Origin of the sequence: Nocardia sp. CA-145437 (assembly GCF_050956485.1) — a bacterium.
Taxonomy (GTDB): Bacteria; Actinomycetota; Actinomycetes; order Mycobacteriales; family Mycobacteriaceae; genus Nocardia.
In genome coordinates this window covers 4,378,303-4,400,098 of the sequence record NZ_CP191204.1, presented here as the reverse complement: position 1 = coordinate 4,400,098, position 21,796 = coordinate 4,378,303, and the positions used below count along the sequence as shown (strand labels likewise).

19 protein-coding genes are annotated in these 21,796 nt (G+C 69.0%); 5 read left to right on the top strand and 14 right to left on the bottom strand.

The features are described 5' to 3' along the window. Positions 1-488: 488 nt before the first annotated feature. On the bottom strand, positions 489-1,346 hold the full coding sequence (locus tag ACQPYY_RS20460; RefSeq protein WP_433590593.1) for a cyclopropane mycolic acid synthase family methyltransferase: 858 nt from the start codon (positions 1,344-1,346) through the stop codon (positions 489-491). A gap of 423 nt (positions 1,347-1,769) precedes the next feature. On the opposite strand from ACQPYY_RS20460, the gene ACQPYY_RS20455 reads away from it, so the two are divergent. Both ACQPYY_RS20455 and ACQPYY_RS20450 read left to right on the top strand, forming a co-directional pair. Beyond that, positions 1,770-2,468 carry an expansin EXLX1 family cellulose-binding protein gene (locus ACQPYY_RS20455; protein WP_433590592.1) on the top strand — a complete coding sequence of 233 codons (699 nt, stop codon included), beginning with the start codon at positions 1,770-1,772 and terminating at the stop codon, positions 2,466-2,468. A gap of 84 nt (positions 2,469-2,552) precedes the next feature. Further along, positions 2,553-3,473, top strand: a complete 921-nt coding sequence (locus tag ACQPYY_RS20450) for an alpha/beta fold hydrolase (RefSeq protein WP_433590591.1) — start codon at positions 2,553-2,555, stop codon at positions 3,471-3,473. 22 nt (positions 3,474-3,495) lie between these two features. Here the strand turns inward: ACQPYY_RS20450 and ACQPYY_RS20445 are convergent, their stop codons facing one another. After that, on the bottom strand, positions 3,496-4,896 hold the full coding sequence (locus tag ACQPYY_RS20445) for a WS/DGAT/MGAT family O-acyltransferase (RefSeq protein WP_379104156.1): 1,401 nt from the start codon (positions 4,894-4,896) through the stop codon (positions 3,496-3,498). 328 nt (positions 4,897-5,224) lie between these two features. On the opposite strand from ACQPYY_RS20445, the gene ACQPYY_RS20440 reads away from it, so the two are divergent. Beyond that, a complete protein-coding gene (locus ACQPYY_RS20440) occupies positions 5,225-5,812 on the top strand; it encodes a cutinase family protein (RefSeq protein WP_433590590.1) in 588 nt (195 codons plus the stop codon). 246 nt (positions 5,813-6,058) lie between these two features. Here ACQPYY_RS20440 and ACQPYY_RS20435 read toward each other — a convergent pair whose 3' ends face one another. The 5 genes from ACQPYY_RS20435 to ACQPYY_RS20415 form a co-directional block, all read right to left on the bottom strand. Beyond that, the gene (locus tag ACQPYY_RS20435) at positions 6,059-8,119 is read right to left on the bottom strand and encodes an SDR family oxidoreductase (RefSeq protein WP_433590589.1); all 2,061 of its coding nucleotides are present in this window, start codon (positions 8,117-8,119) and stop codon (positions 6,059-6,061) included. Between the two features lie 337 nt (positions 8,120-8,456). Then, positions 8,457-8,708: a hypothetical protein gene (locus ACQPYY_RS20430; RefSeq protein ID WP_433590588.1), complete on the bottom strand. Its 252-nt coding sequence runs from the start codon at positions 8,706-8,708 to the stop codon at positions 8,457-8,459. A 160-nt stretch (positions 8,709-8,868) separates the two neighbouring features. Next, positions 8,869-10,191 carry a GDSL-type esterase/lipase family protein gene (locus ACQPYY_RS20425; protein WP_433590587.1) on the bottom strand — a complete coding sequence of 441 codons (1,323 nt, stop codon included), beginning with the start codon at positions 10,189-10,191 and terminating at the stop codon, positions 8,869-8,871. 88 nt (positions 10,192-10,279) lie between these two features. Beyond that, positions 10,280-11,197 (bottom strand): sigma-70 family RNA polymerase sigma factor, encoded by a 918-nt coding sequence (locus ACQPYY_RS20420; protein WP_433590586.1) that lies wholly within the window; start codon positions 11,195-11,197, stop codon positions 10,280-10,282. 4 nt (positions 11,198-11,201) lie between these two features. Next, positions 11,202-11,594, bottom strand: a complete 393-nt coding sequence (locus ACQPYY_RS20415; protein WP_379104142.1) for a VOC family protein — start codon at positions 11,592-11,594, stop codon at positions 11,202-11,204. A gap of 296 nt (positions 11,595-11,890) precedes the next feature. On the opposite strand from ACQPYY_RS20415, the gene ACQPYY_RS20410 reads away from it, so the two are divergent. Both ACQPYY_RS20410 and infA read left to right on the top strand, forming a co-directional pair. After that, entirely contained in the window at positions 11,891-12,661 is a 771-nt protein-coding gene (locus ACQPYY_RS20410) for a GNAT family N-acetyltransferase (RefSeq protein ID WP_433590585.1), read from the top strand. After that, positions 12,658-12,891, top strand: a complete 234-nt coding sequence (gene infA, locus ACQPYY_RS20405) for a translation initiation factor IF-1 (RefSeq protein ID WP_433590584.1) — start codon at positions 12,658-12,660, stop codon at positions 12,889-12,891. The genes ACQPYY_RS20410 and infA overlap by 4 nt, the downstream gene beginning before the upstream one ends. A gap of 45 nt (positions 12,892-12,936) precedes the next feature. On the opposite strand, the gene ACQPYY_RS20400 is transcribed toward infA, so the two are convergent. The 7 genes from ACQPYY_RS20400 to ACQPYY_RS20370 all read right to left on the bottom strand — a co-directional run bounded on the left by ACQPYY_RS20400 (position 12,937) and on the right by ACQPYY_RS20370 (position 21,757). Beyond that, positions 12,937-13,797 carry an amidohydrolase family protein gene (locus ACQPYY_RS20400; RefSeq protein WP_379104135.1) on the bottom strand — a complete coding sequence of 287 codons (861 nt, stop codon included), beginning with the start codon at positions 13,795-13,797 and terminating at the stop codon, positions 12,937-12,939. Positions 13,798-13,877: 80 nt separating this feature from the next. Then, positions 13,878-15,056: a glycosyltransferase gene (locus ACQPYY_RS20395; protein WP_433590583.1), complete on the bottom strand. Its 1,179-nt coding sequence runs from the start codon at positions 15,054-15,056 to the stop codon at positions 13,878-13,880. A gap of 13 nt (positions 15,057-15,069) precedes the next feature. Next, a complete protein-coding gene (locus ACQPYY_RS20390; RefSeq protein WP_433590582.1) occupies positions 15,070-16,389 on the bottom strand; it encodes a glutamate-1-semialdehyde 2,1-aminomutase in 1,320 nt (439 codons plus the stop codon). Beyond that, the gene (locus tag ACQPYY_RS20385) at positions 16,382-17,686 is read right to left on the bottom strand and encodes a GNAT family N-acetyltransferase (RefSeq protein ID WP_433590581.1); all 1,305 of its coding nucleotides are present in this window, start codon (positions 17,684-17,686) and stop codon (positions 16,382-16,384) included. The genes ACQPYY_RS20390 and ACQPYY_RS20385 overlap by 8 nt, the downstream gene beginning before the upstream one ends. Further along, complete coding sequence (locus tag ACQPYY_RS20380) at positions 17,683-19,011, bottom strand: glycosyl hydrolase family 28-related protein (RefSeq protein ID WP_433590580.1); 1,329 nt, start codon at positions 19,009-19,011, stop codon at positions 17,683-17,685. The genes ACQPYY_RS20385 and ACQPYY_RS20380 overlap by 4 nt, the downstream gene beginning before the upstream one ends. A gap of 77 nt (positions 19,012-19,088) precedes the next feature. Next, on the bottom strand, positions 19,089-20,390 hold the full coding sequence (locus ACQPYY_RS20375; protein ID WP_433590579.1) for a GNVR domain-containing protein: 1,302 nt from the start codon (positions 20,388-20,390) through the stop codon (positions 19,089-19,091). After that, positions 20,381-21,757: a hypothetical protein gene (locus ACQPYY_RS20370; protein ID WP_379104123.1), complete on the bottom strand. Its 1,377-nt coding sequence runs from the start codon at positions 21,755-21,757 to the stop codon at positions 20,381-20,383. The genes ACQPYY_RS20375 and ACQPYY_RS20370 overlap by 10 nt, the downstream gene beginning before the upstream one ends. Positions 21,758-21,796 lie beyond the last annotated feature (39 nt).

The window sequence follows — 21,796 nt, the reverse complement described above, 5'->3', positions numbered from 1 at the left end:
AAGGGTGGCAAGAATTCCCGCCAGCGTCGCCAGTACGGCTATCAGTCGATGAATGAAAGGTAGTGCAGACGAGCGCATTTGATCTCCCCGTGAACGAATGGCATTGATAGCCAAACATGTTCACCATGCAACGGTCAAGATCGGGCACGGGCCCGCCCGGACCTGGAAGGGGAGATCTTCGCGTACCGGTCTTCGCCACCTGTACCGTTGGCTATGGGGGAGCTGGGTCGGCTCTGGTTGCGGGACAAGGTGGAACCGCATGGCTGAGGACAGCGAGAAGGTCGACTCCGGCGCACGAGATGGAGGGGCTGGTGGTGTGCGCACCCTACGACCGGCCGGAGGGCCGCCGACAGTTCTGACGGATGCGCCTCCCGAGCCTGGATCGGGCGATCGCGACCCGGTGCGCGCGAACCCTCGTGGTCGCCGACTGCCTCGACCCGATCACGTGCGCCCTCGAGGCAACACGGCGGGGGTACCCGGCGTGACGCCTATTTCTGCAACGTGAACTGCATGACGTCGAGGTGGCCGGCGCGGAAGTAGTGGGCGCAGCCGGTGAGGTACTTCCGGTAGCGCTGATAGACCTCTTCGGAGGTGAGGCGGACGGCTTCGGTGTGGTGGGCCTCGAGGGCGGCGGCCCACAGGTCGAGGGTTCTGGCGTAGTGGGGGCGCAGGGACTGGATGCGGGTGGTGCGGAAGCCGACCGCTTCGGCCTCGTGGAGGACCGTGTTGGGTTGGGGGAGTTGGCCGCCGGGGAAGATCTCGCGTTTGACGAAGATGTGGAAGAGGGCGTCCTCACGGGTCACCGGGATCTCGGCGGCGCGCAGGTCGGCGAGGGTGTGGCCGATGATGGTGTGCAGCAGCATGCGGCCGCCGGGCGGGAGCATGTGGTGGCAGCGGGTGAAGAACTCGGGGTAGCGCTGTTTGCGGAAGTGTTCGAAGGCGCCGATGCTGACGATGCGGTCGGCGGTGCCGTCGAATTCCTCCCACCCTTGCAGGCGCACTTCGGCTTCGGAGATGCCCAGATCGCGTAGTTCGGTGCGGACGTACTCGAATTGGTTGCGGCTCAAGGTGAGTCCGATGACGCGCACGCCGTAGGTGAGCACGGCGCGGATCATGGTCGAGCCCCAGCCGCAGCCGACGTCGAGCAGGGTCATGCCGGGTTCGAGCCCCAGCTTGCCGAGCGCCAGATCGATCTTGGCCAGTTGCGCCTCCTCCAACGTCAGGCCCGGGCGTTCGAAGTAGGCACAGCTGTAGGTCATGGAGGGGTCGAGGAACAGCGCGTAGAAGTCGTCGGACAGGTCGTAGTGGGCCTGGACCTGCCGGTAAAAGGGCGCGAGCTGGGCCATGGCGGTCTCTCCTGAGGCGTACGGACGTCGGAGATGTGGACATCCGGACATACGCAGCGACCGGGCCCCAGGTTCTACATCACGGACACACCGGCCAACACGCCGCGCTTTTCACTCCGAAATCGCCATTCGACCTCGACGTTACCGTCCCGGCTGCTTTCCTGAAGAGGAGTGCAGCATCGCGTCAGCAAACACAATTCGGAGGGTTGGGGGCCGGCCATGCACCGCACCGGACACGAAGAGGTCCATCCTGGCAGGCCGTGGTTGTGGACGATTCTGGTGGGAGCGGTGGTGGTGGGACTGGCCACGTGGTGGATCAGACCGCAGTCGCTGAGCTGCAGCACGGCGGCGCCGACGCCAACGGTCGTCACGCTGCCCGCCGAACCCGCACCGACTGCGGTTACTCCTCAGCAGATTCGAACCGTGGACGCGGAACCGCCCCTGGAGCGGGGCGAGGCCAGGTTCTACGCCTTCGGTCCGGGCGTCGCCTGCTCGCTGCCGGATCTGCCGCCTGACGGCTATTACGTCGGTGTCCCGACCAGCCGATACGACGGTTCCGCCCCGTGCGGCTCCTACGTCGACATCGACGGCCCGCTGGGCAGTGTCCGCGCCCAGGTCGTCGACCGCTGCCCCGGCTGCGGCCCGGACCAATACGACTTGAGCCGTTCGGCGTTCGAGGCGATCGCCGACTCCGTCGACGGCGTCGCGCCGGTCAGGATCAGCACCGTTCGCGACCCGAACCCCGCGCCGGAGCTGTTCTACCGCGTCCAGCAGAGCTCCTCGACCAGCTGGATCGGAATCCTGTTCTCCGGCACCGGCAATCCGCTCGCGCAAGTGGCCTTGCGCCCGGATTCCGGCGGCGACTACCGCCCGATGCGCCGCGGCTACGACAACTACTGGACCGTGTCGGGCATGGGCCGGGGCCCGTTCACCGCCCAGGTGACCGACATCTACGGCCACGTCGCCTACGTCCCGGGGGTATCGATCGAGCCGGGACAGTTGCACCGCACCGGAATTCACCTCTACGACATCTCGGACGAGCCGTCCGGCACCCCACTGCCGTCCGCGGCCCCGGTGGTCGTGACCACGCTGGTCGACGCCCCCGCGCCCTGCACGCCGTAACCGGCCGCCGCGCCCGCGGTATGGCATCATCGAGTGAAACGTGTTCCAGTTCGACCGCCGCGACGGTGTGCCGGGAGGCCCTCGATGACGAACCCCAGCTCGGATCCGACCACGCCCGCCGCGCCCCGCCGCGGCCGCCGCCTGTCGCCGCGCATCTCCCGGCTGACCGAGGTGCCGCAGGGCGAGATGGTGGAGCTGCCCGGTCGTGGCGCCACCTACGTGGTGGACCTGCCGGGCCCGGCCGCGGACGCGCCGACGGTCCTGCTGCTGCACGGCATGGCGACCACCGCCATGCTCAACTGGTTCCCCTCGCTGCGTGAGCTGAACGCCCATTACCGGGTGGTCCTGTTCGACCAGCGCTGGCACGGTCACGGAATCCGTTCCGAGCGTTTCGATCTCGACGATCTGGCCGACGACGTGATCGCGGTCGCCGACGCGGTGGGCGTCGAGCGCCCGATCCTGGCGGGCTACTCCATGGGCGGCGTGGTGGCTCAGCTGGCCGCGCACCGGCACCCGGACCGGGTGGGCGGGCTGGTCCTGGCCGCGACCACCTACCGCTTCCAGGAGAAGTGGCGTGAGCGCGCCTTCCATCGGGGCTGGTCGGCGACGGCCGCCCTGTTCTCGGAGTGGTCGTTCCGCCGCGCGGAGCTGCGCCGCGACAAACTGCCCAGGCTGCCGGAGTCCTCGTGGCCGGTGGGCCGGATGGATCGCTGGGCGATGACGGAACTGCGGGCCACCAGCGGCTGGGCGCTCGCGCAGGCGCTCGCGGTGCTGGGGCGGTTCGATGCGTCGGAATGGCTGCCGACGCTGAAGATGCCGACGGCGGTGGTGATCACCACGCGGGATCGGGCGCTGCCCGTCTTCCGTCAGCTGGAGATGGCGAAAGCGATTCCGGGAGCGGAGATCTTCCTCGCCAGGGCGGGCCACGCGGCCTGCGCACTCGAGGCGGACGTCTTTGTCCCGGTGTTCCTCGAGGCCGTGCAGTCGGTGGCGGAGCGGCTCTAGACGGTAGCCACTCGGTTCGGGCTCAGCCCTTTTCGCGCGCGGCCTTGAGCAGCGCGGTGATCACCTCGGGGACGGCGTCGGCGATCGTGTCCACATCGGGAACCAGTTCCTTGCAGGCGATGAAGCCGAAGTCCAGGTGGCCGTTGTTGGAGATCACGGTGGCGGTCAGGCCCGCGCCGTGGAACACCGGTCCGAACGGATACATCGACGACACCCGCACCCCGAGGAAGTACATCGGGAAGTTTGGCCCGGGCACATTGGAGATCACCAGGTTGTGCACCACCGGGTGGTGATCGGCCAGTTTGAGCGAGGAGTACGCCCGCGCGGCGAGCTGGAAGGTGTTGGGCGGGGCGTACTTTCCCCAATCCTGGAGGAAGTCCGCGCCGATCAGGTTGTGCTCCTCCTTGGCTCCGCGATTGTCCTCGGCGATGGCCAGCACCCGCGCGACCGGATCCTCGATCTCGGTGTAGAGCCGGGCGAAGATGGTCGACACCTTGTTGGTGCCCTCCTCGTGGCGTGAGGTGTCGTGGGTGGACACCGGAACCGAGGCGATGAGCGAGGTTTCGGGCAGTTCGTCGTGCAGTTCGAGGTAGCTGCGCAGTGCGCCGCCGACGACGGCCAGCACCACGTCGTTGACCTTCACCCCGAAGGCGGTCTTTATCTCCTTGATATCCGACAACTCGGTCTGTTCGAAGGAGATGGCCCGATGCTGGGTGATTGCCCGATTGAACGGCGTGCGGGGCGCGGTGAACGGCAACGGCATACCGCGGCGGCCGGATTCGCGCCGCCGCTGCACCAGCCCGCCCAGAATGCCGACCGTCTTGGGCACCATGCCGACCATGCCGAGGCGCCCCGGCAGGTTCAGCAGCGCCTCACCGGCGAGCTGCAGATCGGTGGGTTCGGCCTCGACGGTGGTGTCCTCGGCGGGCGGGGTGTAGGTCACGCCCGGCTGCATATCGCACAGGTGCATCATCATGTTGGTGCCGGTGATGCCGTCCACGATGGCGTGGTGGTACTTGGAGACCACCGCCACCCGGCCGTGCGGCAGGCCCTCCACCACCCACATCTCCCACAGCGGGCGGGCGCGGTCGAGGGGGCGTCCGGCGATGTCGGCGGCCAGTTCGGCCAGCCCGCGGTCCCCGGCTCCGCTGGGCAGCGCCAGCCGCCGCACGTGGTAGTCGAGGTCGAAGTTCGAATCCTGTACCCACACCGGGTGATCGAGGTTGAACGGGACGGCGTGCAGCCGCCGCGTCATGGCCGGGATGAGATGTAGCCGCCGGCCGAGTTCGGCCTTGAACGCCTCGTGCTCATAGGTGACCCCGTCGGCGGCGGGGTCGAGTATCAGCAATGCGCAGACGTGCAGGAGTTGGGTGTCTGTTTCGAAATAGAGGAAGCTCGCGTCGAGCCCGGTAAGTCGTTCCATACCAACACACTATGAGAACCGGTTGTATTTTGCGTGCGGTTCGCGGTGTGCTCCGAATCCGGTCCGAGGTCGTTTTGTTGCCCCAAAGTTGCACGTAGATAACAAGTTTCATGATGAAACGGTTGGGTACCAATCAGGTGTCTCTCCAGTGGAATTCGTTGCCGCCCTTCCGGAGCGTTCTTACCTTGGGTCACATGGTCCGGTGATCGTTCTCTAGTCAATGACAAGAGTCACCGGACTTCTCACAACGACGTGAGAGGTGAGGACGATGGGCGACCGGAAGGTGCTGCTGTCTGGAAGATGGCGTACGGCATGGGGTGTCGCGATCATGCTGACGATCGCGACCGTGTTCGTGCCACAATCGCGGTCCCACGCGCAGGGCTGCGCCGATGTGGACGTCGTAGTGGCCAGGGGTACAGGCGAACCCGGCTGGCTCGGCGATCAGATCGGCGACCCCCTCTTCGGCGTCTTGCAGGACCGGCTGCCCATCTCGATGTCCGCCTACCGCGTGAACTACCCCGCCGACTACAGCTTCGATGTCGGCGCGGGCAGCGCGGATCTGGTGCGGCACTTGACCGTTCGCGCCGTCGCCTGCCCCGGCCAGCAGTTCGTCCTGGTCGGCTACTCACAGGGCGCGGCGGTCGTGCAGGCCGCGCTGGGCACCGGCGTGGTGTCCTGGTACCCGGGCCGCGTCCAGCTGCCGCGCTACCTCGGCGACCGGGTGGCGGCGGTCCTGCTCTTCGGTGACCCCGTCCGCGGCCTGGGCTGGAATGTTCCCGGCGAGTTCCTGTCCCGCACGGGGGACTGGTGCGTCGGCGGCGACCCGGTGTGCGGTTCCGGCCTCAATGCCCACGCGCACGTCGCCTACGGCAGTGATCTGGTGGCCGCGGCCAATTTCGCCGCGGACCACATCTGACCCCGGGGAGGGGAAGGGCCGGCTCCCGGGCGGTCTCGGCGGACCCGCCCGCGAGACCCCGGAGCAGGGCCCGGGTACCCGCGGTTTCGCGGGGCGTCGGGTGTCACGGCACTCGGGGCCTCATCCCACAACGAGCCGCGGGTATCGCACGAGTCGGCCCGGTGCGCTGTCCCGCACCGGGCCGAACTCTGTGTGGTGCTGTTCACCCGGCCTGTCGGATCTGAATACCGTTGCCGGGCAGAATGATTACCAGTTGAGCCCCGGAATCCGGTTGGTGATCCGGGCCGCCGGAGCGGGCAGGCCCATGAGCGGCTGCACGATCGGGGCCAGCGCCAGCAGCGGACTGCGGGCATCGGGCTTGGCGGTGCTCTCCGTCGCGCTCTCACCACTCGCCGTGGCGGATTCGGCGTCCACCGCCGGGTGCCCGGTCTTCGGCTGCGACCGCGCCGCCTTGGACTCGCCGAACATCCGGTAACCCTGGTGCAGGATGGCGCGTTTCACCGACGGCATGACCGTGTCCACGAACTGCGCGAAGGTGCCGATGGGGGTGTCGATGCGGCTGGGCCGGTGCTCGAGCGCCCGCACCACGATGTCGGCGGCCTGATCCGGGCTGTGCACCGGGATCGACTTGTACAGATCGGTCGGCGCGATCATCGCGGTCCGCACCAGCGGCATGCGCACCGAGGTGAAGGTGATTCCGGCGTCGGCGTTCTCGACCGCGGCGATCTCGCTGAAGTTGTCCAGCGCCGACTTGCTCGCCACGTACGCGGCGAAGCGCGGCACCTTGGTCTGCACCGCGATCGAGGAGATGTTCACGAAGTGCCCGAAGCGGCGCTCCCGCATGGACGGCAGCAGCGCCAGGATGAGCCGCACCGCGCCGAAGTAGTTGACCGCCATGGTCCGCTCGAAGTCGTGCATGCGGTCGGTGGAGTTGAGCACCGAACGGCGGATCGAGCGTCCGGCATTGTTGACCACGTAGTCGACGTGCCCGTGATCGGCGAGCACCTGCTTCACCAGCAGCTCCACCGACTTCTCGTCGGTGATGTCGCAGACATACGCCTGCGCCGCACCGCTGTCGGCCCGCACCGCGGCGGCCGCGGCCTCGAGGTCCTCCTCGGTGCGCGCCACCATCAGCACGGTCGCGCCGCGCTTGGCGACGGCGTGCGCGGTGGCCAAACCGATGCCGCTGGACGCGCCGGTGATCAGCACGACCCGGCCGCCGAGGCCCCCGTGGTGGCGGCGGGCGCGGTCGGGGTCGAGGTGGGTGCGCCAGTACGACCACAGGGTCTCGGCGTAGTCCTCGAAGGCCGGGACCTCGACGCCGGTGCCGCGCAGGTGGGCCCGGGTGGATTCGGAGACGAAGGTCGACTCGAAGGCGGTGTGCGGGGCGACCTCGGCGGGAATGCCGAAGCGCTCCAACAGGAAATCGCGCACCGTGGGCACGCCCGGCAGTCCGCCCAGGGCGTGCAGTGCGGTGTGCGAGCCGGGCACGGTGCCGATCGCGGTGGGGGCGCCGGCCGCACGGGCCAGCGCGTTGTAGATCTCGGTGAAGGGCTGCGGTTCCGGGTTGGTCAAGTGGAACGTGCGGCCGATCAGACCCGGCTTGGCGATGAGTTCGAGCATGGCCCCGACCACGTAGTCGACCGGAACGATATTGGTGGAGCCCAGATCCGGGATCGGCACCGGCAGTTCCGACGGCAGCGCGCCCAGTCCGGCGATGGCGGGGAAGAAGTAGTAGGGCCCGTCGATCTTGTCCATCTCGCCGGTGCGGGAGTCGCCGACCACGATGGCCGGGCGGTAGACCCGCCAGCGCAGGTCCGCGGCCTCGCGCACCATCTTCTCGGCTTCGAACTTGGTGCGGTGGTAGGGCGAATGCAGGCCCTGGCCCAGATCGAAGTCGTCCTCGAAGAACTTGCCGCGGTGGTCGCCCGCGACCGCGACCGAGGACACATGGTGCAGGACCGCGCCGAGTTCGCGGGCCAGCGCGATCACCGAGGCGGTGCCCCGCACATTGGCGGCGTAGGTGACCTCGGGGTCGGCGGTCATGTCGTAGACCGCGCCGAGGTGGATCACGTGGTCGGCGCGGGGCGCGTCGTCGATCAGCCCCAGGTCGGGCGCGGTCAGATCGCCGACCAGCGGGAACACGCGGTCTTCGGCGCCCCAGCCCGCCGCCATCTCACGCAGTTTGGCCACCGAGGCTTCCCGCGTCAGTGCGTGGACCACGGCTTCCGGGTCGCGTTCCAGCAGCCCGGCGATGAGCCGCCGACCGAGGAATCCGGTTCCGCCCGTGACGATGTAGGAAGTCATCGTCCCCTCCTTATTACGAACCTGTTGATACCCAACGGGGTTCGTCCGACATGCGTCGGTGGATGCGGACGTTGTGTGATCGGCCCCCTAGCAGAATGTCGGGCCGAGGTAGGAACACCATCGTGCCTAACTGGTCGGTAACTTTACGGTTCCGCGAATTGCCATTCAAGCTGAATGGCCGTTCCGGCCCTGTGTGACTGGTCACCTCGGGGCTATTCGAGTTGGTATGTGTAACAACGGGTTTGATGTAACCCGGAGGCGCGTTCGGCAATTCACGGGCAACTGGTCAATTGTCCTGAGCGGCCGCTCACTTGTTTCGATTGCGAATTGTTTGCGGTTATTCGTTGACGCAACGGACGTCGCCGTCGACCGTTTGGGTCACGATCGTGAAGGGTGGGCACTGGCGGAGGTTGCCCCACTCGCCCTCGATGCACGAGTCGTAGGTGTGCGGATCGGAGGTCGGCGCGCGGTCGCCGGAATGGCAGCCGCCGCTCACGGGAGTCGCTCCCGCGGAGCCCGCGCCCAGCAGGGGTGCGCTCAACGCGATACCGGTGACAACAATCCCGATTGCCACTCGACGGCGATTCATCGACCTCCACCTTTCCTCGGTGTTACTCATCAGTAGGTACCGAGTTCAGTATGACGATCGGTCTACTACGGAGTGAAGCCGACAAGAGTCACACTTGCCGTGACCGGGGGACGGCCGCCGTCCCGCCATGATCCGAGTCACACGGGAGGCGGGTGCGGGGTCAGCGGCAGCGGCCGCGGAAGGCGTTCAGATCGATGGCCTCGGCCATGGCTTGGTATCCGGCCGGGTTGGGGTGCAGATTGTCGGCGCCGGCGTAGCGGGGCGCGAGGACATCGGGGTTGGCGGGATCGCGCAGGGCGGCGTCGAAATCGATGACGCTGTCGGACAGGGTCTGGGCGCGGATCCACGCATTGACCCGCTGCCGCACCGGCCCGGCGAGGGGCAGCGTGGCGATGCCGTCGGAGAGCGCGTTGCCCGCGGGCATGATCGTGCCGAGGTGCACGGCCAGCCCGGCGGCGTGCAGCTGCGCGATCAGGTCGGTGTAGCCCGCGACCAGCTGGTCGGCATCGACGCCGATCGGGACGCCGAGATCATTGATGCCCTCGAGGATGATGACGTCGGTGACTCCGGCCTTGGCGATGGCGTCGCGCTGCACCCGGCTCACGCCCGCCGGGCCGAACTGCGGGATCAATCCGTCTCGGGTGACCCGGTTTCCGCTGATCCCGGCGTCGACCACGGTGAACGGCAGGCCCGCCTGGTCGATGCGGCGTTGCAGGAAGTCGGGGTAGCGGACATTGCGGTCCACCACGCCCGGGTCCTGCGGCACACTCAGGTAGGTCGCGCCGACATAGCCGTCGGTGATCGAATCCCCGAACGCGACAATGGTCGACGTGGTGCCGGGCGCTTGCACGTCGAGGCCCGACAGGAACGGCATCGAGGTGGTCGGCAGCGGCAGGGCCGCGCCGGACGGTTCGTCGGTGGCGTCGCCGGCGAGCGGCAGGCTGTAGTAACTGGTGGCATTGGCGTTGAAGTGCTCGGTGGGCAGCACCGCCAGCCCGGGCGCGTACACGCTCACCGCCAGCGGTTGAAAAGCCTCGAACGTCAACTCGATCGGATCGCTGACCACCTCACCGCCCGCGGGCACCGTGACGCGGGAACTCCCGTCGAAGCTCACCTCCCGCAGCGTCTCGGCGCGAATCGCCGGGCCCGCCGCCTGCTCGGCAATGGTGACGTGCGCGAATTCGACCGGGACCGGCCGATTCTGGTTGCTCAGATGGATCCGCACCACGGACCCGCCCAGGTGCGGTGTCTCGACCAGCCGGAAGGTCTGTCCGCCCACGTGCGCCTGCGGCGCCATCGACGGATCCACCGCCCCGAAGGCGTCCGAGGGCGCGGCCATCCATCCGCTCACCCATTGCGGCGCATCGCATCCCGGTGTCCCGGCTGCGGCCACACCCGCCGGTCCGCCGACCGTCATCGCGGCCACGACCGCGACCGACGCCGCGACACCGGCATTGCGCACACCCCACCCGCGAGACGTCATAGCGACCACCATCACCCGACCGAACTGGACATTTCGGCCAACGTATCGGTCGAAGATCAACCGCGTGGCCGATTCCGGCAATTGACCGTCAGTGTTCGGCGCCCTCCCGGTCGCCGGTCGGGGCCTGGTCCGGTCGCAGCGCGGCGAGGCGGGCCGGGTCGACGAGCAGTGCGATGGCGGTGACGCGGTCGCCGGTGACCGCGAACGACATGACCGATCGAGCGGAGCCGTCCGCCCGCCACGAGATGTACCCGGGCAAGCCGTCGACCAGCACCGGCTGGTGGCGGACCACCTCACCGGAGAACATCCGTGCCCGGGTGGCGACGTCGGTGGCCCCGAGCGTGACGAATACGCCGCCGGGGGTGGCCACGGTCAGTTCGACATCGGGATCGAGGACGCGCAGCAGTCCTTCGAAGTCGCCGCCCATCGCGGCGGCGCGAAAGGCCTCGGCCACGGCCCGCTGCTCGCGGCGTGAGGCGACCGGGCGGTCGGTGGCGCGGACCTTGCGGCGCGCGCGGCTGGCGATCATCTTGGTGGCGTCGGCGGATTTACCCAGGATCTGGCCGATTTCGGCGAACGACACCGCGAACATGTCGTGCAGGACGAACGCGAGGCGCTCGCTCGGTCCCAGCGAATCCAGCACCATCAGCAGCGCCAACCCGACCGAATCGGCCACGGCGGCAATATCTCCCGGCTCCGGGCCGTCGTCGGCGGTGATCGCGAACGCGGGCGTGCCGTCCTGGGACACCTCGGGCCGCGCCTGCCGCGCACGCAGCGTGTCCAGGCTGATCCGGCCGACGACCGTGGTGAGCCACCCGGCCAGATTGTCGATGGTCGCGGCATCCTGGCGGGCCAGCCGCAGCCAGGCTTCCTGGACCGCGTCCTCGGCGTCGGCGTGCGAGCCGAGCACGCGGAACGCGACCGCCCGCAACCGGTCACGGTGCGCCTCGAACGCCTCGGCCACAGTCCCCGAAGGGGATTCGGCCGTCGAACCGGATTCGGCCATGTCCCTACCGCCCCCGGCGCTGCCGCAGCGAGATCCGGTTGCCGTCCGGATCCACCGCCTCGACGCGAATCCCGAACGGGTAGTCCTCGGGTTCCTCGTCGAGGAACGTCACGCCTCGGCCACGCAGCACCTCGAAGTCCTTCCGCAGGTCATCGGACTCGAGGATAACCGGGCCCGGTGCGAGCACCTCGGATCCGCCGCCCGGCTGCCCGGCGGCGGACGGATGCGACCACAGGATGATCTCCACCGGACTCCCGGGAGCGCGCACGGTCAGGAAGCGGCCGTCGGGACCCGGGTAGTCGCTGTGCTTCTCGAGTCCGAGGCCGTCGGTGTAGAACGCCAGCGCGCGATCCTGATCGGTCACGTAGACCGTCACGTACATGATGTCGGTCAGCATCCAGTCCTCCATTCATCGGTCGGCGACCGCGTTCGGTCGTCGGTCTTATGACGGAGGCCGGGCCGGGAAGGTAACGCGATCGCCGAGGACCGGAATAACCGCAGGTAGAAAAATCGGTGGGCAGGTGTGGGAGTGGCCTGTTAGCGTGCTGACCACCGTGACATCAGGCGAGGAGGTGAGACCCGTGCACACAGTACCGATGTGGGGGCTCCCCCTCGTGGTCGCGGATGGGCGAACGAACTAGTCGTCGCCGGGAGCGCCTGTCCGAGTAGGCAAATCCCGAAAGGTGACGACCGATGAACACTAATTCTGTAGATATCCGCCGGCTCGAGCTGACGCGGTGGGAAGCCGTCGAGAACGACCAGGTGGTCGGGTGCGGCGAGGTTTCACAACGGCCTGATGGGCGGCTGTTCGTCAGTGTCGACGCGTGGCACGACGACGTCTTCGATCAGATCGCGGCGACCATGCTCGCCACCCTGCGAAGGCCACTGCACACCGTGGTCGACGAGGCGGACGGCGGACTGCTGTCCTGTTGGGGGCGAGCGGGTTTCGTGACCCGGAGGCGGGAGTGGGAGTACCTCGTGCCCAGCGATCCCGCGACCACCGGACTGGGGGCCGTGACACCGCCCCCGGACATCACGGTGGTGCCCGCGGGCCGCGCGGAGGAAGAACCCCTGCGCGCCGTGGACCGGTTCATTCGCGATGAGATCGAATCGACGATCGGCTGGCAGGAGATGCCCGCCGAGATCCTGCGTGGGCCCGGCGGCGACACCGTGGTTGATCCGAAACTGTATGTGGCCGCGGCGCAGGCCGATCGCTACGTCGGACTGCTGCGCGTGGTCCAGGTGACGCGCTTGCCGCGCATCGGACTGATCGCGGTGCGGGCCGATGCGCGGCGTCGCGGCATCGGCCGGGCCATGCTGTCCCGAGCGCTCGGCGCACTGCACGATCGCGGAATACCCACCGCGACAACCGAAGTGAACGAGTCCAACGCGGCGGCTCTGGCGCTGTTCGACAGTGTCGGCGCGCGCCGGGTCGGCGGCAACCTGGAACTGGTGCTGCGATGACGAATCCGGGCAAGAAGGGCAAGGGCATCGAGATCGAGGGCACCGTGGTCGAGTGCCTGCGCAATGCCACGTTCACGGTCGAACTGCCCAATGGGCATCAGGTCCTGGCGCACATCAGCGGCAAGATCCGGAAGAACTACATCAAGATCCTGCCCGAGGACCGGGTGCTCGTCGAGCTGAGTCCCTACGACCTCACCCGGGGCCGGATCCTGTTCCGGTACCGGACATAGCGGCACGCGGGGCGGCGCTTCGTCGCCGCCCCGTCGGCTCCGGGGCTATTGCGGCCGGTAGGTGTCCAAGGCGTTGGTGCGGTAGAAGTACTCCGCCTCCTGCTCGGTGGCATCGGAGGTGACGGCCTGATCGATGGTGGTGACCAGTTCGGTGTAGGTCCCCGCCATCGAGTCCACCGGCATGTTGGAGGCGAACATCAGTCGCCGCCAGCCCCACAGCGCCACACTCGATTCCAGCCAGTACTCGACTGTCGGCCAGGACAGGTCGCGGCAGATCAGTCCGAACCCGGACAGTTTGCACAGCCACTGGGTCTCCTTGGCGGCCAGGGAGATCGCGTTGTGCCAGGCGGTGCGGGCCTCGGAGGAGCGGCCCTGCGGGAAGCCCAGATGTTCGAGCACCACCCGCAGATCGGGGTAGCCCGCCAGGAAGTCGATCCAGTCCAGGATCTCGCCGGGCTGGGCGACCAGATCGAAGACCGCGTCGCGTTCCTGCAGCCAGCCGGCGATGGCGTCGGCGGCGGGCGTGTTCGGCGACAGCCCGGCGAAGGCCCGGATGCCGCGTAGCCGCGGGGTGCGGGCCTGCTGGTCGAGATGATCGATCAGCTCGTCTGTGGGCAGGGTCGGGTCGATGCCGCCGACCAGGGCGAACGGCCGCGGGTCGGCATCGGCGATGCCGTCGGCCCACCGGGTCTCGGCCAGGTACGCGTGCGGCGCGGTGGTCGCGGACACGTGCACCAGCCCGTCCACCCGGATGCCGCCGAGGCCGCGGTCGAAGTCGGCCGGTAGAAAGTTCTGCGCGATCTCGGGTTTTCCGGCATCGACGAACCTCGCCAAACTCGGGTACCAGGCGTGTGCGCTGGTGTCCCACAGGTGCATGTGGGCATCGACGAGGGGGACGGTGGGCATGTTGGCTACTCCTGGACCATGATGACGCCGCCGCTGACGCTATCGAGCGCGATGGCTGTTGCAGATCCATGAATAGTCGGTCAGCGGGAATTGCGCGACACTATGTCGGCGATTCGGGTGCGGAACGCCTCCGGGGAGAAGGTGGCGGCATGCTTGCGAATGGTGTCGGCGTGATAGGCGGCCGGGTCGAAATCGCGCATGGCGCGCGCGAATCCGTCGGTCACCGCCGCGTCGGTCCCGGCCGGGACGTGCTCGCCGGAGATGCCGGGCACCACGGTGTCCAGCGCGCCGCCCGCGCCGACCGCGAGCACCGGCGCGCCGCAGGCCATGGCCTCCACCGGGACGATGCCGAAGTCCTCCACGCCCGGCATGAGCAGCGCGCGGCAGCGCCGGTACATGTCGAGCAGGACGTCATCGGACGCCGCGCCGAGGAAGGTGGTCTCCGGGCCGGCCATCGCCTCGAGCTGCTGGCGGTAGCGGCCGCCGCCGAGGATGACCAGGCGCACCCCGGCCCGCTGGGCGGCGGCGATGGCGAGGTCGGGTCGCTTGTAGGGGACCAGGCGGCCCGCGAAGAGGAAGAAGTCCTCGCGCTCGATACTCGGATCGGGGGCGAAACGGGCAACGCGCACCGGCGGATTCACCACCGACGCGGGCAGGCCCCACCAGTCGCGGACCCGATCGGCGACCGCCTGGGAATTGGCGACCACGTGCGCGAGCCGGGGCGCGGCCCGCAGTTCGTTGCGCCGGGCCAGCGCGCCCAGTCCGGTCAGCACGGCCTGCCCGGCCCGGCCGCCCGCCTCACGGGCCCGGAACGCGCTGTCCCAGGCCCAGCGGGCCGGACTGTGCACGTACGCGATGACCGGTGCGGTGGTGGCGAAGGCGGCCTGGGTCGCGAAGGCGTGATGACTCACCACGACCGCGTCGTAGGCGTCGTCGAGGGGGAGGGCGCGAAAGGCTCTCGGCGCGAACGGGAGCAGCGGGGCGTGCGAGCGTCGCCCGCCGGCCGCGTAGGCCCGCGACAGCCAGGTGTCGCGCACCAGCTCGCTCGCCGGCGTGGACAGGGCGCTCGGGCCGCCCGTGCCGGAAGTCTCGGGGCTCAGTCCCGCGGCCTCCAGCAGCGTGCGGGTGCACCGCGGGTCGGTGATGGGCGCGAAAACCGGTGCGCCGGGCCAGGTCTTCATGAACTCCGCGACCACCGCCTCGGAGCCGCCGTACTCGGTGAAGCGTTCGTGGACCAGCGCGATCCGGGGTGCCGACATCAGAACTCCTCGATCAATCCGCGAGCCGGCGCGGTGCGGCCGTGCGCCGCAGTGCCGGGGCCACCGGCCGCCCGGTGAGCAGCCCCGCGACCGTGCCCTGCTCGAGCGCCTTGCGGTAGGTCTTGGCCGCCGACTGGCAGGCGTCTACGGTGTGGTCGATATCGGCGTCGGTGTGGGCGGCCGAGTTCACGAAGGACTGGCCCAGCACCCCGCGATCCAGCAGCTCCTGCAGGAACAGCGTCCGGAACGGCTGCGACGGAACGCCTTCCGGGTCCCGGGTGAGGAACACCAGGCACGATGGCCGGCCCGCCACCTCCAGATGGTCGGCGATGCCCAGATCGGCGGCGATGGCGTTCACCCCGGCGGCCAGGCGGCAGCCGGACGCCTCCATACGCGCCACGGGATCACCGTCGCGGTAGGCCCGGACGACGGCCCGGAAGGCCGCCAGCGACGCGGTTTCCGGCCCGTGCGTGGTGGACAGCAGGAACACCCGGTCCGCGTCGGTGCGCAGACCGCCGAGTTCCATGTATTCGCGTTTCCCGGCCAGCGCCGAGAGCGGGAAGCCGTTGGCCATGGCCTTGCCCCAGCACGACAGGTCCGGCGCCACGCCGTAGAGCTGTTGCGCCCCACCGGCCGACCAGCGGAACCCGGTGATCATCTCGTCGAAGATCAGCAGGCTGCCGTACCCGTCGCACAGGGCGCGGACGCCTTCGAGGAAGCCCGGCGCGGGATCGGCCAGGGCCGTGGCCTGTTCGAGGACGACGCACGCGATGTCCTCGCCGCGCAGCACGGCTTCCAGCGATTCCAGGTCGTTGTACCGGAACTTCACGGTCGGGGCGGCCGGGATGCCCGCGTTCATCTCCGTCATTCCGATGAACCAGTCGTCCACCGAGAAGAACGGCTGATCGCAGATCGCGACCTTCTCCCGCCCGGTCGCCGCGCGCGCCAGCCGCACGGCCGCGGTGGTCGTGTCGGAGCCGTTCTTGGCGAACTTCACCATGTCCGCGCCCGGCACCAGACTCAGGAAGTCCTCGGCCGCCGCCAGTTCCAGCTCGGTGGGCCGCGAGAAGTTGACGCCGTCGGCGATGGTCCGCGCCACCGCCTCGACCACCGGCGCGAAGCCGTGGCCCAGGGTCACCGAGCGCAGGCCCATGCCGTATTCGACGTACTCGTTGCCGTCGGCGTCCCAGACCCGGGCGCCGTTGCCGCGCACCAGGATCGGGGCCATGTCCTCCGGGTACTGGTCCGCGCCGCGGGCGTAGGTGTGCGCGCCGCCCGGCACCAGGTCGTGCAGGCGCGCCTGCATCGCATTGCTGCGCCGGTAGTCACGCATGGTGATCACCCCCGGCGGTGACGGCCCACAGGTCGTGGTCGCCGCGGTGTCCGTCGAGTCCGGTGTAGCTGCGCATGGTTCCCTCCTTGTGCAGGCCCGCGTCGGCGGCGACGGCGGCGGACGCGGTGTCCGTGGCCGCCACGGCCGTACTGACCCGGAACAGTCCGAGCCGGTCGAAGGCGTAGCCCAGCAGTGCCCGGGTGGCGGCCGTGCGCACGGCGTCGTCGGCGCGGGCGGGATCGGTCCACACGTGGATCCGGGCATTGCGATCGAACAGGTCGAGGTCGAACAGCCGGGCGGTGCCGGCGTAGGCGCCCGCGACGTCGAGGACGAACAGCAGACCGGCGGGGGAGCGGACACCCGCTGCGCTGAGGGCGATTTCGCGTAGCCACGCCGTTCCGCTGCTACCGATTCCGTCGGCGGCCACGGGTCCCGCGTTACGCACCGCGACGGCCCGCATCGGGCCGTCGGCGGGCTGCGCCGAACGCAGCACCACCCCGTCGTGACCGGGCAGCCGCAAGGTCACCGGCCGGGCGGGCAGCAGCTGCTGCGCGGCCCGCCACGCCTGTCCGGCGCGATAGCGAGCCTGGACGCCGAAAACCATTGCGGCATCGGGCATTACCGGGTCGGGTAGAGTGTCTTCGGGCTGACCGGGCGGTGCGGGCGGGGTGCGGTGTTCGAGGGTCCGTTCGGTCCACATCTCGGTGAACCCCTTGGGTGGGATCTCCGCCCGCGTCATCGACCACAGATCGTGATCGGCCCGCGCCCCGCCGACATCGAAGTGCAGCCGCATCCGGCCCTCCCGCACGAAGCCGATCTGCACCGCGCCACTGGTGGCGGCCGCGTTCCCCGGCGAGATGGGCGCGTTCACGCGCTCCAAACCGAGTGCGTCGAAGGCGAAGTCGAGGATCAGGCCCGCCGCGATGCCGCCGAAGCCGTGCCGCCCCAGCCGCGCGTCGATCCAGATCCCCATCTCGCCCTGCTTGGCCCGATCGTCGATATTGCCGATCTCCACCTGCCCGGCGAAGCGGCCGTCGATCTCGATGACGGTGGCCACCCGACGTCCGGTGCGGGCATTGGTGGCGGCCTCCAGACACTCACGCACCCAGGCCTTCTCGGTGTGCCGTTCGGCCCAGCACCGGGGCGAGGTGTGCCAGAACGGTTCCAGGAAGGCCCGATCCCGCAGCCGGAGCGCCCGCCACTGCGGGAAGTCGGTGTAGCGCGGCAGCCGCAGCAGCAGCGTGCTGCCGTGTAATCGCGCCGGTCCCAGACGCAGTGCTGTCGGCGGCCCGCTCACGAGTGTGGCCGCTGCTTTCCCAGCGACGTGGTCTTGACCGCGCCGTCGGTTCCCACCGACATCCGCCAGTACACCCCGGCCGAGTCCTTCAACACGATTCCCCCTTCGCTGCGATCGGAAAGATAAGCCCCACTGTTCAATACGGCCGACAGCACCGTGCCGTCGCGGTCCTGGACCTGGAAGATATCGGTGCCGGGCTGGAAGGCCTGCGCCACCGTGGTTCCGGCGAAGCGCGCCCCGTGGATCGCCCCGCGCCCGATCACGTGCCAGCCGTCGGGGAAGGACTTGGGGTCCACGTCCTCGAACGACCCGGAGATCAGGTTGATGGCGGTGCCCTCGGCCACGCCCTTGGGATCGACCCGCACCTCGATCGGCGGCGCGTCCAGATCCGGATCGAACTGCACATTGGCCAGATACGGCTGGCGGCAGCGGATCAGGTCCAGGCACACCTTGCGCGCGGCCACCTTGCAGTTGACCAGACCGAACTGGGCGGGTCCGCCCGCCGGGCCGCCGATGGCGAGCGCGGTGTCGGCCCCCTCGAACCACACATTGGTCAGCCACCAGTCATTGGCCGGGCCGTCGACGAAGACATGCTTGTCGGTGGTGCGGGGGTCGTTGTCGGAGACGAATTCCACATTGGCCATCGCCAATCCGGCATTGTGATCGCCGCCGGTGCCCAGCACGCCGATGCGGTTGTTGGTGAGCTTCGACGACGTCACATAGTTCTGGATGCAGGAGGTGACGATCCCGAAGCCGAAATTGTTGATGTCGGAGTTGATGACGGTGGTGCCGCCGGTATTGCGGTCCAGCACCAGCCCGCGCTGCTCCTGGAATCGGGGCGCGTTGTCGCTGAGGTGATTCCCGCGCAGCACCACCGAATCGAAGGTGCAGCGGAAACACTCCGACAGCCGCACGGCGGTCGCCTTCGTGCCCGAGAAGTAGAAACCCAGGCGGGAGAAGCGGACTCGCTGTTTGCGCTGCAATGCGATGAAGGTGTCGTCGCCGTCGTAGTTGATGGTGGTGACGTCCGCGCCGTCGCCCAGCACCGTCGCGTAGTCCGACAGCGCCGGGAAGCGAGTCAGCTGATACTGACCGGCCGGGATGTAGAGCACCAGCGGGCGGCCGCTCACCGCCGCGGCCTTCTCGAAAGCCTCGGTGTCGTCGGCCTTCCCGTCCCCGACCGCGCCGAAGTCCTTCACATTGCGGGCCGAGGGCTGATCGGTGACGTGCGGGGAGCGGAACTCGGCGCCGTCCCCGGCATCCCCGCTCGAACACGCTGCCGCCACCGGCAGGATGGCCGCGGCCCCCAGCCCGGCCCTGAGCATGCGCCGTCGCCGTACGCCGCCGCTGGTATCGGCCTCGCCGTCCGGCCCCGCCTGGTCGGTCCCCCCGCCGCCCCCGATCACCGCTTCACCAGATCGAGGGGATGGCGGACCAACTCGCCGACGCTCTTGTGCGGCCGCGAGAACACCACGGTCCCGATCATCCGCCTGTTGTCGTGACCGAAGGTCGCCACCGCGCCGCGCACCTGATTGGAGGTGGTCTGGCCGAGTTCGATCACGCCGATGGTGCCGTCACAGCGCCGCGCCAGCGCGATGGCGTCGGCCGCCGCGGTCACCGGCGCGCACTCCACGATGATGTAGTCGAACTCGCTGCGCAGCTTGGACATGATGTCGGCGAACCGCTCCGAGTCGAGCAGGTCGGGGGTGCGGAAATCCACGCCGCCCAGCGGCAGCACATTGATCCCCACCTCGGGCCAGGGCATGACCGCCGCCGAGGGATTCCCGTTGCTGCGCAACAGATCCGAGAGCCCGGCCGCCGCGGCCGCGGGCGTGCGCCGGGTGGACCCGTGCCCGGTGGTGTCGGCGTCGACCAGCACCACCCGCGCGCCGGTGTCGGCGAAGGTGCGGGCCAGCCCGATCGACACGTCCGGTTCCGAATGCGGGGACAGCGAGGTCAGCAGGAGGCTGACCAGTTCGGGATCCTCGGTGAGCCGGGTCCGCAGCCGCCGGAGCTCCCCGGCAGCGCCGGGCCGTCCGTCGTCCACGATGCCCAGGATCGGCACCGGGAGAAAGGCTTCCAGCTCGGTGGAGGTGCGCACCCGCTTGTCGAGCTTGTCCCGCACCACCGCCGCGCCCACGCCCAGCATCAGCCCGGCCAGCACGCCGAGGATGTAGAAGCGCGTTTTCTGCGGGGCGCTGGGCTGGGTCGGGGTCTGCGCCTTGTCGATCACCTCGGCGCGGGCCGCGGGCGCGGCGTCGGTCTGGGTGACCTCGAGCCGCGAGACCAGCGCCCGGAACTGGGAGACCACCTCGTCGGTCAGGGTGCGCGCCCCGGCCGCGGTGGAGTCCTTCACCGTGATGACGATGATCGTGGTGGCCGGGGGCGAGACCGCGGAGATGCGGCCGCGCAGATCGTTCACCGAGGCCTTGAGGCCCAGCTGGTCGTGGACGTAGGTGGCGACGGTGACGGAATTGGCCAGGTCGACGTACGAGCGCACCCGCTGCTGTGCGGCCAGCCCGCCCTGATAGGAGTCGTTGACGGAGGTTCCGGTCGCCATGGACACGTACACCGAACTCGTCGCCGTGTACTCGGTCGGCAGGGTGCTCGCGTAGCCGTACGCCGCCCCCGTGCAGATCACCACCGCGGCAACGATTATCGGCCAGCGCCGCCGCAGCAGCCGCCAGTAGTCGATCAAACCCATTGCGCTGTCCTCGTTTTCCCGGATGGAACACCGGCCCCCGGCGGCTGCTCCACTCGTCTTCGGAATTCACCAACAACCAGATACGCCGTCCAGGCCAGCACCACGGCCTGCAGATATTTGCCGAGCATCTCGACGGTGCCGAGGATGCCGCGCTCGAACAGCACCGGCACCTCGATCACCGACAAGCCGAGAATGGCCATGGCCAGGTATTTGCTGTAGAGGGCCCGGATCCAGATCAGCAGCAGCACGAACGTGATCGTGACCCCCACCGCCACCCCGATATAGCCGCCCAGCACATACCCCTCGTTGATATTGCCCTCGGCCAGCGACACCTCCACCGTCGACATGTCCACCGACCCGCCGCGCACCTGCTCGGCCCAGGCCGCGCCGGAGCGGAACTTCTCCGCGCCCAGCAGCTGGGTGGGGATCAGACTCTGGAAGGCGTGCACCGCCACCTGCTGCGGCGTGAGCCACGAGTGGGGGCCCGCGAACCAGGCGTCGGTGGCGGCCTCGAGCAGATCGAAGCGACGCAGCATGCTCAGGAACGGGTGCACCACCGCCGGATACTGCGCATCCACCTGCGCCGCTTCGGCTTTGGCGGCGGAATCCGTTTTGAGCGACTGCAGCCAGCCGAAGCCGCCCAGCGCCAGCGCGATGATGCTCAGCACGGCGATCACCGTGCGCCGGGTCCAGCCGGTCATGGCGAAGCGCACGGCGATGGCCAGGGCGGCGCCCATGATCGGCGTCTTGGACTGCACGGTCGCGGTCCACAGCAGTTCACCGCCGACGAGCGCGCCGAGCACCAGCAACGTGGCGCGGCCGGAGTCGCTGCGGAAGAACACGATCAGGCCGACCGCGCCCAGGGTGGCCAGAATGGTGACCAGGTTGATCAGCGGGTTGGGGCTCTCCAGTTCACCGGCCTTGCCGGTGGAGCCGGTCGCGTAGGCGGCCAGCCGGCCCAGCGTGCCGATGCCGTAGAGCAGGAACAGGGTCTGGGTGAAGACCGGGTCCCCCGCGAAAGGCGCTGTGCGCGGTGGGTTCCGCGGCGGCCGCGACCGTACCCACAGGACGTAGGCGATGATCAGGCCCGCGTAGAACCACAGGCCGAAGATCACCGGCTGCAGCACCGCCGCGATGCCGTCGTCGTAGCCGTACTCGTACAGCCGCGGATCGGGCACATTGTCGCCGAAGCCGGGAACGGGTTTGACCCACAGCAGCACCACCGGTCGCGCGATGAACGACAGCGACCAGTGCGCGGTCTGCGCGATGAGGAACACCCGGGCCACCCCGGGCAGGAACATCGCGGCCACAACGATTGTCGCCAGCGCGGCGGCGACCAGGAATACGGCGAACTGAGCGGAGGCCATCACTCTCCCATCACCCCCTTATGTCCGCCCGGCGGCCCG

Excerpts from the sequence above, each read along its gene's own strand:
- ACQPYY_RS20460 (WP_433590593.1), bottom strand. The coding sequence starts at position 1,346 with ATGGCCCAGCTCGCGCCCTTTTACCGGCAGGTCCAGGCCCACTACGAC.
- ACQPYY_RS20450 (WP_433590591.1), top strand. The coding sequence starts at position 2,553 with ATGACGAACCCCAGCTCGGATCCGACCACGCCCGCCGCGCCCCGCCGC.
- ACQPYY_RS20445 (WP_379104156.1), bottom strand. The coding sequence starts at position 4,896 with ATGGAACGACTTACCGGGCTCGACGCGAGCTTCCTCTATTTCGAAACA.
- ACQPYY_RS20440 (WP_433590590.1), top strand. The coding sequence starts at position 5,225 with ATGCTGACGATCGCGACCGTGTTCGTGCCACAATCGCGGTCCCACGCG.
- ACQPYY_RS20435 (WP_433590589.1), bottom strand. The coding sequence starts at position 8,119 with ATGACTTCCTACATCGTCACGGGCGGAACCGGATTCCTCGGTCGGCGG.
- ACQPYY_RS20430 (WP_433590588.1), bottom strand. The coding sequence starts at position 8,708 with ATGAATCGCCGTCGAGTGGCAATCGGGATTGTTGTCACCGGTATCGCG.
- ACQPYY_RS20425 (WP_433590587.1), bottom strand. The coding sequence starts at position 10,191 with ATGACGTCTCGCGGGTGGGGTGTGCGCAATGCCGGTGTCGCGGCGTCG.
- ACQPYY_RS20420 (WP_433590586.1), bottom strand. The coding sequence starts at position 11,197 with ATGGCCGAATCCGGTTCGACGGCCGAATCCCCTTCGGGGACTGTGGCC.
- ACQPYY_RS20415 (WP_379104142.1), bottom strand. The coding sequence starts at position 11,594 with ATGCTGACCGACATCATGTACGTGACGGTCTACGTGACCGATCAGGAT.
- ACQPYY_RS20410 (WP_433590585.1), top strand. The coding sequence starts at position 11,891 with ATGAACACTAATTCTGTAGATATCCGCCGGCTCGAGCTGACGCGGTGG.
- infA (WP_433590584.1), top strand. The coding sequence starts at position 12,658 with ATGACGAATCCGGGCAAGAAGGGCAAGGGCATCGAGATCGAGGGCACC.
- ACQPYY_RS20400 (WP_379104135.1), bottom strand. The coding sequence starts at position 13,797 with ATGCCCACCGTCCCCCTCGTCGATGCCCACATGCACCTGTGGGACACC.
- ACQPYY_RS20395 (WP_433590583.1), bottom strand. The coding sequence starts at position 15,056 with ATGTCGGCACCCCGGATCGCGCTGGTCCACGAACGCTTCACCGAGTAC.
- ACQPYY_RS20390 (WP_433590582.1), bottom strand. The coding sequence starts at position 16,389 with ATGCGTGACTACCGGCGCAGCAATGCGATGCAGGCGCGCCTGCACGAC.
- ACQPYY_RS20380 (WP_433590580.1), bottom strand. The coding sequence starts at position 19,011 with ATGCTCAGGGCCGGGCTGGGGGCCGCGGCCATCCTGCCGGTGGCGGCA.
- ACQPYY_RS20375 (WP_433590579.1), bottom strand. The coding sequence starts at position 20,390 with ATGGGTTTGATCGACTACTGGCGGCTGCTGCGGCGGCGCTGGCCGATA.
- ACQPYY_RS20370 (WP_379104123.1), bottom strand. The coding sequence starts at position 21,757 with ATGGCCTCCGCTCAGTTCGCCGTATTCCTGGTCGCCGCCGCGCTGGCG.